This window comes from endosymbiont of Galathealinum brachiosum (assembly GCA_003349885.1).
GTDB lineage: Bacteria > Pseudomonadota > Gammaproteobacteria > SZUA-229 > SZUA-229 > SZUA-229.
Genome location: QFXC01000013.1, coordinates 276,096 through 289,888, shown reverse-complemented (window position 1 = coordinate 289,888; position 13,793 = coordinate 276,096). Strand labels below are relative to the sequence as shown.

Sequence of the window (13,793 nt, the reverse complement as noted above, 5' to 3'; positions counted from 1 at the left end):
GTTGTAAGTAAAAAGCTGTCATTCTGAGCGAAGATGAAGAATCTGATGTAGCGAAGCTAAATGTTAGTGCGTCACATCAGATTTTTTCGTAAATACTCAGAATTACAGCTTTTTTTGCTTTTGACTTAAGACTTAGGACTTTCGATTTACGACTTATGACTTCTCTTATGCTAATATCTCACTGAATAATTTAACTAAAAGATTGCAAAAATTACCCAGCCTAAAATAATCCCCCGTCCCGAACACGCTGTTTCCAGGGATAATATTGACGATACTGCATTGAAGGTTTTATATCGCCTGCATAAAGCGGGTTATCGTGCGATGCTGGTTGGGGGTGGCGTGCGTGATCTGTTGCTCGGTCATGCGCCAAAAGACTTTGATATTGCGACTGATGCGCTTCCTGAGGACGTTAAAAAACTCTTTAGCAATAGCCGTTTGATTGGTCGGCGTTTTCGTCTGGCTCATGTGTTTTTTGGACGTGACATAATCGAGGTTGCAACCTTCAGAGCTTCTCAGGTAGATGAGAATAAGAATGACATTGAAGTAGACAGAGCACATGATGATAGTGGACGTATTTTGCGTGATAATGTTTACGGTCAGTTAGAAGATGATGTCTGGCGTAGAGATTTCACCGTTAATGCGCTCTATTATGATATAGCTGATTTTTCCATTGTTGATTACACATCGGCAATGGATGATATAAAAAATAAAGTGCTGCAATTAATTGGTGACCCACAAACTCGATACCGTGAAGATCCAGTGCGTATGTTGAGAGCCATACGGTTTGCTGCAAAACTCGGTTTTACAATACATCATGATTCTGAACAGCCTATATTTGAACTAGGGCATTTGTTAGCGGATATTCCACCTGCACGCCTGTATGATGAAGTTTTGAAACTGTTTCACTCAGGTCAGGGTGTTGTTTCTCTACAGTTATTACGTAAATATGATTTATTGCAGTATTTATTTAAATCAGCAGATGATGCCTTAAAGCAGGGTAATGAGCAGTTTGAAACGTTTATACATCTGGCACTTGAAAGTACAGATAAACGGATTAATCAGGGTAAACCTGTTACTCCCGCATTTTTGTTTGCGGCAATGTTATGGGCTGCGGTTGATAAACTTTCAGAAGATTTAAAGCAGTCGGGTGAACCAGGAACGATTGCTATGCAAAATGCCAGTTCGATGGTTTTATCACAACAGGTTAGAACGATTACCATTCCAAAACGCTTTAGTATGGTTGCTCGTGATATCTGGCAAATGCAGCATCGATTTAAATTTAGACATGGTCGACGTGCTAAATCATTATTAATGCATAAAAAATTTCGCGCAGCTTATGACTTTATGTGCATTAGAAGTAAGGCGGGTGAAGTAAATGATGATAGTTGTGAATGGTGGACCCGGATACAGACCTTAGGGCCGCAGGAGCAGGATATTCTATTAAAACCAGCAAAAGCTAAAGCGCGAAAAAAGAAAACCGCCTCTAAGGATAAGTGAGTTCAGGTTAATGCCCTTAAATTCAACAATGCGGTGTTATATCGGTCTTGGTAGTAATCTGAATAATCCATTGCAGCAACTTAACAATGCAAAAGAAAAAATTGCCGAATTACCCGATACAATATTGCAGCAGTGTTCATCTATTTATCAAAGCAAAGCATTAACATTAGACAATGAACCACAAAATGATTATCTAAATGCGGTTATTGAAATAGAGACAACGCTCACAGCAGAATTATTGCTGGATTCACTACAGCAGCTTGAATCAGAGCAGGGTAGAATCAGAGAAAAACGCTGGGGTGCAAGAACAATTGATCTGGATATTCTGTTGTATGGTAATCAGCAGATTAGAACTGAACGTTTAGTTGTGCCTCATAATGAAATTGAAAATAGAAATTTTGTGCTGTTGCCACTATTTCAGATTTCTCCCGAATTAGAAATTCCGGGTAAAGGATTTTTTAAAAAAATGTTAGACAATGTTAGTCATCAGGCGTTAGAAAAAGTGAGTGAGTTTAATGGAAAAGCCTGAATTTATTGTTGTAGAAGGTCCTATAGGAGTTGGTAAAACAACACTTGCAAAAAAACTGGCACATAGTTTTGGTAGTGAGTTACTGCTTGAAGGTGCAGCTGACAATCCTTTTATGACTCGCTTTTATGAAAATCCAAAAGCAGTCGCATTATCTACACAGTTATTTTTTTTACTGCAAAGAGCAAGACAGATGCAGGAGCTGCGTCAGGCAGATATGTTTAATCCTGTGCGCATTGCCGATTTTTTAATGGAAAAAGATCGTTTGTTTGCCGAGCTCACTTTAGATGAAGATGAGCTAAAATTATATGAGCAGGTATATGATCAGTTAACGATTGATGTGCCTGAACCTGATTTAGTGGTTTATCTACAGGCACCAGTAGAGGTATTACTGGGACGTATTGAAAATCGAGGCATACAGCATGAGCGATTAATTGAAGCTGCGTATTTACAAAGACTGTCTGATTCTTATGTAGATTTTTTTTATCATTACAGCGATGCGCCATTGTTAATTGTTAACGCGGCAGATATTGATTTTGCAAATAATGAAAATGATTATCAGCAATTATTGCAACGACTTAAGTCTATAAATAGCGGAAGACATTATTATAATCCTCAGCCTGAGTTAATTTAATCATAATCCCTGTAGGTACTCCTTTAGGTGCACATGGGGTAATATGGAATTTAATATAATGTGCACCTGAAGGAGCACCTACAAAGTGATATAAGAAGCAGTCATGAGCACACAACCCAAAAAAAACGCTAAGGTCACTATTAATACATTGCGTGAAATGAAAGAAGGTAATGATAAAATTGCCTGTCTCACTGCTTATGATGTGAGTTTTGCTCAATTATTAGATGATGCGGGAGCTGATATTGTATTGGTTGGGGATTCACTGGGCATGGTTATTCAGGGGCTGGATTCAACTATACCAGTCACTATGGATGAAATGATATATCACGGTCAGGTTGTTTCTCGTGGATTGAAACGGGCATTATTAATTCTTGATATGCCATTTATGTCAGATGCATCCACCCAGCAAGCAGTAGAAAATGCAGGGCGCTTTATGAAAGAGTGTGGTGCAAATATGGTCAAGCTTGAAGGTGGAGCAGACCAGAAAGAACTGGTCGAGACATTAACTCGTCTGGGGATTCCTGTTTGTGCACATTTAGGTTTACAGCCACAGAGAGTTCATAAACTCGGTGGTTATAAGGTTCAGGGGCGTGATGCTGTTGCCGCTGAAAAAATGTTGAATGATGCTCGTGTGTTAGAACAGGCGGGAGCTGATTTATTATTGTTGGAGTGTGTTCCGGCCGAGTTGGCAAACAAGGTAACCGAGCAGTCAGGTATACCTGTAATTGGTATTGGTGCTGGTAATCAGACCGATGGCCAAATTTTGGTGTTGTATGACATTCTAGGTATTTCTGCTGGGCGTATTCCAAAGTTTTCAAAAAATTATATGCAGCAGGCTAACTCAATTCAACAGGCTGTCGAATTATATATTGAAGAAGTTAAAAGTGAAAAATTTCCAGACAATGAGCATACCTTTAATTAAATAGTAGAATATTCACTCTACTATTATGTGCATATGAAAATATCTAAAACCATACCTTCTTTAAAACAATCAACTAAACAATGGCAGTTAGATGGTCAACGAATTGCATTTGTTCCAACTATGGGACACTTACATGCAGGTCATATTGTACTGATAAATCAGGCCAGATTACTTTGCGATAAAGTTGTTGTCAGTATTTTTGTAAATCCTCTGCAGTTTAACGAAAAGAGTGATTTTGATGGATACCCGAAAACACTGGATGCAGATCAGAAAAAACTCATCACAGCACAGACAGATTTACTGTTTTTGCCTGATAGTGAAATGATGTATGCAAATGGGCAGCTGGCGACGACAAAAATATGTGTTCCGGAAATAACACAGGAACTGGAAGGTGAACATCGTCCCGGTCATTTTGATGGTGTATCAACGGTAGTGAATAAACTATTTAATTTAGTACAGCCTGATATTGCCTTTTTTGGTGAAAAAGATTTTCAGCAGTTGTTGTTAATAAGAAAAATGGTAGAAGATTTAAATATGCCAGTTGAAATTCAATCGGTTGCAACCTGTCGTGAAGCCGATGGCCTGGCAATGAGTTCGAGAAACTCCCGTTTAAGTGACGAGCAAAGAGGCCTTGCACCTAAATTGTATGCTGCATTACAACAGGTATCCAGACAGGTTTTACAAGGTGAGCAGGCCTTGTCTGAATTAGAAGTACAGGCAAAAAATGAACTTCAGAGTTACGGGTTTGAAGTTGAGTATATATCAGTAAGAGATCGATTAAATTTGAAAATATCCGATAAAAAAAGCACAAATCGTCTAGTACTGGCTGCTGCTCGTCTGGGTGAGGTGCGACTTATTGATAATCTGATAATCGATTAGTCAGGCATTCGAAGAAGATTATTCAATTATTCGGGATAATCTCACTTAAATCAGCTATATACCTATATATAAGCAAAATCTAAACTTGATAGAATCGTCTGATTCCATCATAATTAGTGTTTTCGTCAGTTATAAAGTTTGAACAGGAATATCTATGCACCTGACCATGCTCAAAGCCAAATTACATCAAGCCCACGTCACGCTCTCAGAGTTAGAGTATGAAGGCTCCTGTGCGATTGATGGAAAACTACTGGATGAGGCGGGTATTCATGAATATGAGCAAATTCAGATATATAACCTGGCAAATGGTAATCGTTTCACAACGTATGCTATTAGAGGTGAAGACGGTAGTGGAATGATTTCAGTAAATGGCGCAGCGGCTCATAAAGCGAGCCCGGGTGACCGTATTATTATCTGTTGTTATACACAGTTAGATCAGAAAGAAGTTGCTAATTTCAAGCCTAAGCTGGTTTATTTGAATGAGCAAAACCAGATTACTCATACTAGTGACCGTATACCTGTGCAGGTGGCTTAAACACTGTCTACGGTGTTATATCTAGTTCTCTGACGCCAGTTCAACTCGATTTCGACCATTTTCTTTTGCTTTATAAAGCGCTTTGTCTGCGTCCTCGATTAAACTTTTCACATCGTATTTACTGCCTTTATCATGTGTCGCAATTCCCATGCTAACGGTGACATACTCATTTGCATCAGAGTCTTTATGTTCAATCTGCGCTTTCTTTAAAGATTCGGCAAAGCGTTTAGCAACTTTCAATGCATTGATTTCAGTGGTACCCGGTAATAATACGACAAATTCTTCACCACCATAACGGGCAGCCATATCCTGAGGATTAAAGCAGGCTTTAGCCAGTAGTGCTCCAACCTCTTTCAGGCATTCATCTCCAAGTTGATGGCCATAACTGTCATTAAATACTTTGAAGTAATCTATATCCATGAGAATTAAGGTGACAGGCGTCTGGTTTTCTCTGGCATCATCCATGTCTGATTCAAGTTGTTCGTCAAAGTGACGACGATTAGAGATGCCTGTAAGGCCATCTTGCATGGATAACTTGTGTAATTGTTTATTACTTGATTCGAGTTGTTTTTTTAGCTGACTCAGGGCGTAAAATGCAGAGTCACGCTCTTTCTGTAATATATAGTTTTTTGCATGAGAGCGAATACGGGCAATGAGCTCTATTTCATCGGGGAGTTTAACCAGATAGTCACTTGCACCATAACTGAACGCTTCACTTTTAGTCGTGGCTTCTTCTTTAGATGACAAAACAATAACCGGTATATCACGGGTTTCATGATTGGCTTTGTAAAACCGCAATAAAGTCATACCGTCTGCATCTGGCATGACAAGATCCTGTAGTATTATCGTAGCATCGAGATCAACCGCGCTTTCAATGGCCAGTGCGGGGTCTTCGATATAAGTAAGTTCCATATCTGTTTCATTGGCTAACATCCGACGTATGCCTTCAGCAATAATCGGTTGATCGTCTACCAGCATAATTCTAATGATCTTATCGGTATTAATTATGTCGTTTTTACTCATACTTTGTTTTTCAGCATCGTTTTCCCTTTAGTTAATAAAGTAAACTTAAAGTTGAGATCTACGTTGTCCATTATATTGTAGACAAGGGGTGTCATTGATATTTAAACAGGCCCTAGATTAAGTTTTCCATTATGTTTTTTGCTATGTCGTTAATATCGAGTTCAATTGTTACAGCTTTAAGCTCACAAGCAGCCTTGGGCATACCATATACTGCGCAGCTATTCTGATCCTGAGCAATAGTATGCATACCACGGTTATAAAATGATAATAGACCATTTGCACCGTCTCGTCCCATTCCGGTCAGTAAAACACCAATTAATTTATTTGGCCAGTGACTAACAGCACTTTTAAAAAACTCATCAACAGAGGGACGGTAAGGGTAGTCAAGCGGGTCTTCTGTGTACTCAAATCGACCTGTTTTATTAATTATAAGGTGATCGTTTGTTCCGGCCATATAAACATGCCCAATTTTTGGAACCTGATTATCCTTAGCAATCTCTATATTTATACTTGTTTGCTCATTAAGCCACTTTGCCATACCCTGGCTAAACTGGTTATCCATATGTTGAATGATCACCCAGATAGCATTTGTTTTTTCAGGTAGTTGTTTAAGAATTGTTAGTAATGCGGCCGGCCCACCTGTTGAAGAACCAATGGCAACCAGAGGTGTATTTTTAATTGAAGAGGCCTGTTTTTCTTTTTCAATTTTTTTCAGGCTATCATGGAGTTTACTAATATTTAATATTTTATTTTTCAGCTCATGTATAGAATCAGTATTTTCGGTTGATGGTTCAGAAAAAGCATCCAGTGCACCTGCTGACATTGCATCAAATATGTCTCCCGGTTTTTGTTTAACCGAATTGTTTATAGCAATAATTGTAGTAGGTGAGCTTTCCATTATTTTTTGGATAAGCTCACTGCCTTTCATGTCTGTTAAATCGAGTTGAACAAGAAGCAGGTCGGGACAGTCATTCGCAGCGTTTTTAATGGCCTCTTTTGCAGTATTGCATGTCCAGCAAATATTGAAGCCAAGGTCTGCAATTAGGTAAGTGAATAGTCGAATAATATCTTCACTATTATGAACAATGGCGATTCGCATAATAAGTCGTTAACCTTTGGCTTCGCCAATCAGGTCTATAACAGCGTCAAGTAAAGTATCGTCATGAAAACTACCTTTAGTAAGGTAATAGTCTGCGCCAGCTTCCAGACCTTTCTGTTTGTCTTCTGGTCGATCTTTATATGAAACCATCATTACAGGTATACTGCGCAAAGCAGCATCATTTTTTATCATCGTTATAAATTCGATGCCGTTCATACGGGGCATATCTATATCAGAAATTACCAGATCATAGTCAGCATTGCGTACCGTATTCCAGCCATCGACACCGTCAATGGCAATGTCAACGAGATAACCTCTTGATTCGAGTAATTTCTTCTCGATTTCACGGACAGTGAGAGAGTCATCAACAACGAGTACTCGTTTTTGTTGGCTTGTGTCGAGAGTATTGCTTGAACCTACTTTATATAAATCTTTGCCACTAATAATGTCATGGATACTTTGTTTCAAATCATCTATATCAAAGACTAAAACAGGCTCTCCATCATCAGTGATTGCAGCGGAACTAATGTCTTTAATTTTACCTAGTTTTTTATTTAATGTTCGAAGGGCTAAACCCCTTTCTCCTATTAATTTATCAACAACCAGGCCATAACTCATATTCCAGTCGCCAATTATAATGACTGGAATGTCATCACCCTCAAGAGAAGAGTGATTTATACCGAGTATTTGTGCACAATGTATTAAACCTATATGTTTATTATCAATGGATATATATTGCTTGTCTTCAAATATAGAAATATCCTGTTTTTTTATAGTAACGAGGCTTTGAATTTTAGCCAGTGGAAATGCATAGAGTTCTTCACTTATGCTTACCATTAAACTTCTTATTACAGAAAGCGTTAAAGGTAGCTCCATATTAATTTCCATGCCCTGATCAATTTCAGTATCAGCATGTAATTTCCCACGTACTTCCTGTAGTGCGCTATGTACTATATCAAGACCAACGCCTCTCCCTGATAGTTCTGTTACTTCACTGCGTGTTGAAAAAGAGGGTAAAAATAGAAAATCCAGTAATTCTGTTTTAGACAGATTTTCAGCCATGTTGGCATTAACCAGTTTTTTGTCTAAAATTTTGTCTCTTAAATCTTCTATATCAACGCCTTTGCCATCATCTTTAACCTGAATACGTAACCGACCTGATTGATGGCTGGCACTAACCGTAATAGTGCCTGATTCCGGTTTCCCTTTTAATAATCTCTCGTCAGGTGTTTCTATCCCATGATCTATTGCATTTCGAATCATATGGTTAAGTGGTGCATCGAGTTTTTCAAGAATATCTCTATCAACCGGCGTGTCTTCACCTTCAATATGTAGTTGTACGATTTTATTCAATGAGCCTGATATATCGCGTACCATGCGTTTAAAACCCTGAGTGCTGTCACTAAAGGGCCTCATTCGGCTAGCAATAATTTCATGATTGATCTGTGAATTAATACTTGAAGATCTACGGTCAAAATTATCCAGACTCATTAATCTGGATGTAATCTCATCACGATAATCTTCAGCTTTATGTTGAATACCGGTGATTAGTTTATGTTCGTGTTCAGAGTGATTATTGTCTTCAATCACGCTGCGCAGGCGATCTATCTGATCCAGGATATCATTGTGTTTGCGTTTTAAGACAAGCATGGAATCAGAGTACTGACGTATCCAGTTAGATGAAACAGTAAGTTCCCCGGCAAGACCAACAAGTTTATTTATGCGGCTTGTGCTAACTCTAACCATATTGTCATTTGTTTGGGTACTGGCTCCTGAAGATATGTCATCGTTTGTAGGTGTCAGGCTATCCTGTTCTAATTTGACAGGTATAATCGTCTGTCCATTATGTATTTGAGTTAATAATTGTATGAACTGATTTATATAATGAGTGTTGTCCTGAGTCCATTGAGCAACTTCTGTTTCATCTAAAAACTCAATTTGTATCAACAGGTCATTGCAGCTGAAAATTTGATCAATACTATCTGTTTGTAATTCGATTTTTCTGTTCTGTGCGGCAACAAATACATCTTCCATTGAATGAGCGAGTTTAACAACACCTTCTATTCCTATCATTCTCGCAGCGCCTTTTATTGAATGTGCTGCACGCATCATGGCCTCTAGCAGGCCGTTGTCCTGATTCTTATTGTCAATCTCAAGTAAGTTACTATTTATAGTATCCACACTATTTTGTAGTTCAGTACAAAATAGTTGAAACATTTCAGGATCAATGTTTTCAGCCGTAGAATAAAATTGAGTATCTTCTACTGCTTTTTGATTTTCATTGTTTTTGTCGTCAGCTGCTTTATCTGTGTTTTTTGTACTAAGTAAAATATTGAGCTGATCCAGGCATGAATTGATGCTGGTTTCTGTTTTACTTTCGGGTGTGCTTAACTTATTTGCGGGTAATGATGCAATCTGGATGAATAAGTCAATTGTACTTTTGAAAATGTCGCTACTTAATTTGTCTGCTTTTATGTCAATGCTCTGATAGTGGGAAAACACGCTTTCCTGTAACTCGATCACGGGCATAATAATATCCACATGTACCAGTTTTGCTGCGCCTTTAATGGCGCGTGTTGAATTTATTAAAGATTCATATGTTGCGCTGAGATCATCAGTTGATTCAATCTGATTAATAAATGAATATAGCTTTTCTGATTGCGTGTCTATTTCGGCCTTGAAAAGGTCGAGCATGGATTCGTTTATGTTGCTTTTATCTGTCATTGTTAATAGATTATATGTTCTTGTGTAATGCTGAGAAAACCAGATCACTGTTTAAGATGCCAACATCTGTGTCTTTATGACGAATAATGCCGTTGATAAAACAGGAAGTATCTTTGTTTATTGTGGACGGAGTGGCCTGCACATCTTGCATGTTATAATGAATTATTTCTCTTGCTTCGGTTACCGGGAAAGCAAATAATTCTTCGTTGTCATCAATTACGATATAACGCTCATGAGTATATTTACTTTGGTTTTCACTTTTACTTATTTTGAATAAATAACCTAAAGATACATTCAATAATAATTCTCCATGAACATTAACTAGCCCCCGTAGTACCTGGTTTTTCCTATGGGGTAGCGAGTGGTGTTTGTCGCAATGGGTAATTTCTTTTACAAATTTTGATGCTAAAGCAAACCATTCATCGCCCATACGAAAAACCAGAGCTGACTTAAGATTTATATTTTTATTTTGACGCTGTTGATTGAGATTGTTTTTCCATTCGGATAGGTAGCTTTCCTCGGCCGGTCGACTTAACAGGAGGCTACCAGCCTGACTATAAATTTCACAGTTATGACAATGTGTTAAGTCTTTAAGACGTTCGCAACGAGGTGACTGGTCACCCCAGACACCAATTTTATTCCAACAGTCGTTTATATTTAAAGTAGCCATAAATTTAATCTTGATTAGTCATAAGAGCTCTATCAGCTCTTTTTTTGAAAAGATCAGCGCTCTTTAAATCGCCATTCTTCTGCAATAATAATGATAGATGAGCGAGTGATTCATAATGCCTGGGTTCAAGAAAAAGGCACTTTCGAAATAGTGATTCAGCGATTTTTGACTTGTTCTGACTATTTGCAATTAACCCCAGGAGAAATAATGATTCAGCATTTTCACCTTGATGATCAATATATTGGTGGCATAATGACTCGGCCTCTTTATACTCTGCCGAATTGGCCAGTTCACGTACTTTGATAAGAGAAAGGTGTTCATTTTTATTTTTGTTTTGAGTATCTGTATCGGCTGTTTTATGGATAAGAGATTCAAAAGGTACTTTCTGTTTAAAAGCCTGTTCTTTTATTTTTGGTTTTACAGTTTCTGCAGGTGTTGCGCTCGCATGACTGACAGGTTTTTTTTCTTTGAAATCAGGATGGCTGTGTTTAATTAGCGCAAATGCCTGTTCAAATCCCGTGTTTTGAAATATATCATCGGGAACAGAACCGAATTCAGAGTGCCCTATAAATAAATAGCCGTCATCTTTAAGGAATTTCGACAGGTTATTAAACGCAGTTAATTTGGTTGGAATGTCAAAGTAAATAAGTAGATTTCGACATAATATAACATCAAATTTGTTCTTAAGTGCAGGGTCTCCCTGCAAAATATTTAATTGATAAAATTTAACTTTTTTACTTATAGCTGTTTTTATTTTATAGAAATCATCTTCTTTTATGAAGTGTTTGTTCTGGTATGCGTGGTAGTGTTTTCCTCGGAAGGAGTTGTTACCATATAAACCCTGTTCGGCACATTGAAGTGCGCGTGTACTAATATCAACAGCGTCTATGGTGAACCGTGATTCATCTATGCCTTTATCAATCAGATACATAGCAAGAGAATAAGGTTCTTCACCGGTAGAGCTAGGTATGCTTAATATTTTTAATATTGATGAGCTGTTTTCGTTGAGATGTTTTTTGATTGTTTTATAAATTATTTCAAAAGGCTTTATGTCTCTAAAAAACCAGGTTTCAGGTATTACAGCAACTTCGAGTAATTCACTTAACTCTTCTCTACTGTTTTTTACAAGAGAACAATAAATTTCAAAATCATCAATACCACATTGGTGCATACGTTGCGTGATTATTTTTTCAAGCGTTGAATCCCCAATGGTGTTGCTATCCAGTCCAATTTTTTCTTTTACGATTAATTTTATCTTATTAATTGGCGAATGCATTATCAGATGTCCTTAACTGAAATGACTTGAAAGTTGGTTGCTAATTGATTCTGGTAATACATTATGTGTGTCGATAAGTTGAATCATATCGTTATTGTATTTATAAACCAGACCAAGAAAATCATTCTGTTTTGAATGAATTCCTGTGTTAGACATTTCGTCGATTTCACATTGCATTACATCAGTAACCATTTCGGCAACCAGACCAATAGGTCGTGATACACCGGAGAGGGCTTTATATTCAATAATGACAATGCGTGTGCTCAGGTTGTTGCTGCAGTTGCGGCTTTCGAAAAGCTGGCACAGATCTATAACGGGAGTAGGGGTGCCGCGGTAATTAAATAAACCTTTAATTGCATTGTCGGTTAATGGTACTTTTTTAAGTTCAATTAGAGGTACTATTTCAATGACGCGAGTCGCTTCAACGCCATATCGTTCATTACCAACATTGAGTCCTAATATTAACATTAATCGGTCACTTTAAAGGTTGATACCCCTTGTTGTAATCCACGAGCAGCATCTTTTAATTGCTCAACTGAGACGCCTGACTGCTTTAAGGTTTCGGCTGTTTGTTGTGCCATTTCATTTAACTGAATCATGCTTTCCTTAATCTGGTCTGCACCTTCTGCCTGTAAACGTGTGCCTTCACTAACTGTTTCAAAGCGAGGTAATAATGCCTGTACCTGTTCAATAATATGTGTGAGTTGTGCGCCAACTGTGGCTACATCTGATACACCGCGGCTTACTTCTTCGGAGAACTTATCCATACTCATCACACCTGCAGACACAGCAGATAACATTTCTTTTACCATTTGCTCAATATCCCAGGTAGCTACAGCGGTTTGATCTGCAAGCCGACGAATTTCAGTCGCTACAACCGAGAAACCACGACCATATTCACCGGCTTTCTCAGCTTCTATCGCTGCGTTAAGTGAGAGTAGGTTCGTCTGATCGGCAACCCGATTAATGGTTGTAACGACGGTGTTAATGTTATCTGCTTTTTCACTTAAGACAGCTAACTTAGAGGAAATACTGTCAGTAGCTGATTGCATCTGGCTCATGGTGTTTTCCATAGAAACCAGAGAATTATGACCATCTGTGGCCGATTCAGATGTGTTTTGTACGACTTTTTTAACTTCTCCCATCGTGGTTAAAAGCTCTTTACCTGTCGCTGAAATTTCCGTGATGGTAGACATAATCTGATTGGTGCTAGCAGCCTGTTCAGCAACGGTCGCTTCGTGCTCTTTTGCATTGGCTGATATTTGTGTTGCTGAAGATGTTACCTGAATACCTGATATTTGTACCTGCTTGACCAGATTGTTTAAATTTTCAAGCATGGTTTTAACGCCAGAGGCAACCTGAGCGATAGAGTCATCTGATGAAAAAACCATCATGTCTGAGGTTAGGTCACCCTGAGCGGCCATTGAAACAACATCAAGTACAAATTCAGCTTTACCTTCGAGATCAGAATTGATTTCTTTTTCTCGCTCAGCAATATCATCCATTTCGGAAGCCAGGTAAAAAAAGCTATGAACAACTTGAGTAATTTCAGATCGATCATGGGTTAATTTTAAACTTGGAGGCTCTGCACGTGCGACCATAAAGCCATCAAGGGTAGAGGAAATCGACTCAAGTCCCCCCTCAATTGAATTCATTATAGGTTTGATAATGCTCTTTTGGATGATGTAATAAAGCGCGAGAATGGTGCCCATTACAATTAAGATAAATATGCCGGTTAGCTCCAGAGATCGGTGCTGTTCGAGTAAATAGAGAAATGATAGTCCGAGAAAAATCTGCGGCAGGGTAAATAGTATAATTAGGCGTTTTTTAATTGAGTAAGCATTAAATGCTCTTATTAGCTTCTTCATGGTCTTTTTGCGTGATTCCCTAAAAACTGGTTTACTTAGTTATTGTAAGTATTTGATTCTACTGTATGTATATAGCAGATCTTTTTAGGAAAGCAAAAAAAACGGCCTTCCGTAGAGGGAGACCGTTTTTTACTTGAGGC

The 13,793-nt window shown here is 38.2% G+C and carries 13 protein-coding genes; 6 read left to right on the top strand and 7 right to left on the bottom strand.

Annotated features, from left to right (window positions below):
- The first annotated feature begins 201 nt into the window (after nucleotides 1–201).
- The 6 genes from DIZ80_14100 (at nucleotide 202) to DIZ80_14075 (ending at nucleotide 4,993) form a co-directional block, all read left to right on the top strand.
- Complete coding sequence (locus tag DIZ80_14100; GenBank protein ID RDH81233.1) at nucleotides 202–1,497, top strand: polynucleotide adenylyltransferase PcnB; 1,296 nt, start codon at nucleotides 202–204, stop codon at nucleotides 1,495–1,497.
- Between the two features lie 28 nt (nucleotides 1,498–1,525).
- Complete coding sequence (folK, locus tag DIZ80_14095) at nucleotides 1,526–2,026, top strand: 2-amino-4-hydroxy-6-hydroxymethyldihydropteridine diphosphokinase (protein RDH81691.1); 501 nt, start codon at nucleotides 1,526–1,528, stop codon at nucleotides 2,024–2,026.
- On the top strand, nucleotides 2,013–2,657 hold the full coding sequence (locus DIZ80_14090) for a deoxynucleoside kinase (protein RDH81232.1): 645 nt from the start codon (nucleotides 2,013–2,015) through the stop codon (nucleotides 2,655–2,657). The genes folK and DIZ80_14090 overlap by 14 nt, the downstream gene beginning before the upstream one ends.
- 103 nt (nucleotides 2,658–2,760) lie before the next feature.
- A complete protein-coding gene (gene panB / locus DIZ80_14085) occupies nucleotides 2,761–3,579 on the top strand; it encodes a 3-methyl-2-oxobutanoate hydroxymethyltransferase (GenBank protein RDH81231.1) in 819 nt (272 codons plus the stop codon).
- 33 nt (nucleotides 3,580–3,612) lie between these two features.
- Entirely contained in the window at nucleotides 3,613–4,458 is an 846-nt protein-coding gene (locus DIZ80_14080; GenBank protein ID RDH81230.1) for a pantoate--beta-alanine ligase, read from the top strand.
- Nucleotides 4,459–4,612: 154 nt separating this feature from the next.
- On the top strand, nucleotides 4,613–4,993 hold the full coding sequence (locus DIZ80_14075) for an aspartate 1-decarboxylase (protein RDH81229.1): 381 nt from the start codon (nucleotides 4,613–4,615) through the stop codon (nucleotides 4,991–4,993).
- 21 nt (nucleotides 4,994–5,014) lie between these two features.
- Here the strand turns inward: DIZ80_14075 and DIZ80_14070 are convergent, their stop codons facing one another.
- The 7 genes from DIZ80_14070 to DIZ80_14040 all read right to left on the bottom strand — a co-directional run bounded on the left by DIZ80_14070 (nucleotide 5,015) and on the right by DIZ80_14040 (nucleotide 13,653).
- A complete protein-coding gene (locus DIZ80_14070; protein ID RDH81228.1) occupies nucleotides 5,015–6,016 on the bottom strand; it encodes a diguanylate cyclase response regulator in 1,002 nt (333 codons plus the stop codon).
- Nucleotides 6,017–6,128: 112 nt separating this feature from the next.
- A complete protein-coding gene (locus tag DIZ80_14065; GenBank protein RDH81227.1) occupies nucleotides 6,129–7,115 on the bottom strand; it encodes a chemotaxis response regulator protein-glutamate methylesterase in 987 nt (328 codons plus the stop codon).
- 9 nt (nucleotides 7,116–7,124) lie between these two features.
- The gene (locus tag DIZ80_14060; GenBank protein ID RDH81226.1) at nucleotides 7,125–9,839 is read right to left on the bottom strand and encodes a hybrid sensor histidine kinase/response regulator; all 2,715 of its coding nucleotides are present in this window, start codon (nucleotides 9,837–9,839) and stop codon (nucleotides 7,125–7,127) included.
- A 10-nt stretch (nucleotides 9,840–9,849) separates the two neighbouring features.
- Complete coding sequence (locus tag DIZ80_14055; protein RDH81225.1) at nucleotides 9,850–10,509, bottom strand: hypothetical protein; 660 nt, start codon at nucleotides 10,507–10,509, stop codon at nucleotides 9,850–9,852.
- Nucleotides 10,510–10,513: 4 nt separating this feature from the next.
- Nucleotides 10,514–11,785 carry a hypothetical protein gene (locus tag DIZ80_14050; protein RDH81224.1) on the bottom strand — a complete coding sequence of 424 codons (1,272 nt, stop codon included), beginning with the start codon at nucleotides 11,783–11,785 and terminating at the stop codon, nucleotides 10,514–10,516.
- Between the two features lie 12 nt (nucleotides 11,786–11,797).
- Nucleotides 11,798–12,253 (bottom strand): hypothetical protein, encoded by a 456-nt coding sequence (locus DIZ80_14045; protein ID RDH81223.1) that lies wholly within the window; start codon nucleotides 12,251–12,253, stop codon nucleotides 11,798–11,800.
- Nucleotides 12,253–13,653, bottom strand: a complete 1,401-nt coding sequence (locus tag DIZ80_14040; GenBank protein ID RDH81222.1) for a hypothetical protein — start codon at nucleotides 13,651–13,653, stop codon at nucleotides 12,253–12,255. The genes DIZ80_14045 and DIZ80_14040 overlap by 1 nt, the downstream gene beginning before the upstream one ends.
- Nucleotides 13,654–13,793 lie beyond the last annotated feature (140 nt).

Bases quoted from the DNA above. Each gene is read 5' to 3' on its own strand.
- folK (RDH81691.1), top strand. From the start codon at position 1,526: ATGCGGTGTTATATCGGTCTTGGTAGTAATCTGAATAATCCATTGCAG.
- DIZ80_14090 (RDH81232.1), top strand. From the start codon at position 2,013: ATGGAAAAGCCTGAATTTATTGTTGTAGAAGGTCCTATAGGAGTTGGT.
- panB (RDH81231.1), top strand. From the start codon at position 2,761: ATGAGCACACAACCCAAAAAAAACGCTAAGGTCACTATTAATACATTG.
- DIZ80_14080 (RDH81230.1), top strand. From the start codon at position 3,613: ATGAAAATATCTAAAACCATACCTTCTTTAAAACAATCAACTAAACAA.
- DIZ80_14075 (RDH81229.1), top strand. From the start codon at position 4,613: ATGCACCTGACCATGCTCAAAGCCAAATTACATCAAGCCCACGTCACG.
- DIZ80_14070 (RDH81228.1), bottom strand. From the start codon at position 6,016: ATGAGTAAAAACGACATAATTAATACCGATAAGATCATTAGAATTATG.
- DIZ80_14065 (RDH81227.1), bottom strand. From the start codon at position 7,115: ATGCGAATCGCCATTGTTCATAATAGTGAAGATATTATTCGACTATTC.
- DIZ80_14060 (RDH81226.1), bottom strand. From the start codon at position 9,839: ATGACAGATAAAAGCAACATAAACGAATCCATGCTCGACCTTTTCAAG.
- DIZ80_14055 (RDH81225.1), bottom strand. From the start codon at position 10,509: ATGGCTACTTTAAATATAAACGACTGTTGGAATAAAATTGGTGTCTGG.
- DIZ80_14050 (RDH81224.1), bottom strand. From the start codon at position 11,785: ATGCATTCGCCAATTAATAAGATAAAATTAATCGTAAAAGAAAAAATT.
- DIZ80_14045 (RDH81223.1), bottom strand. From the start codon at position 12,253: ATGTTAATATTAGGACTCAATGTTGGTAATGAACGATATGGCGTTGAA.
- DIZ80_14040 (RDH81222.1), bottom strand. From the start codon at position 13,653: ATGAAGAAGCTAATAAGAGCATTTAATGCTTACTCAATTAAAAAACGC.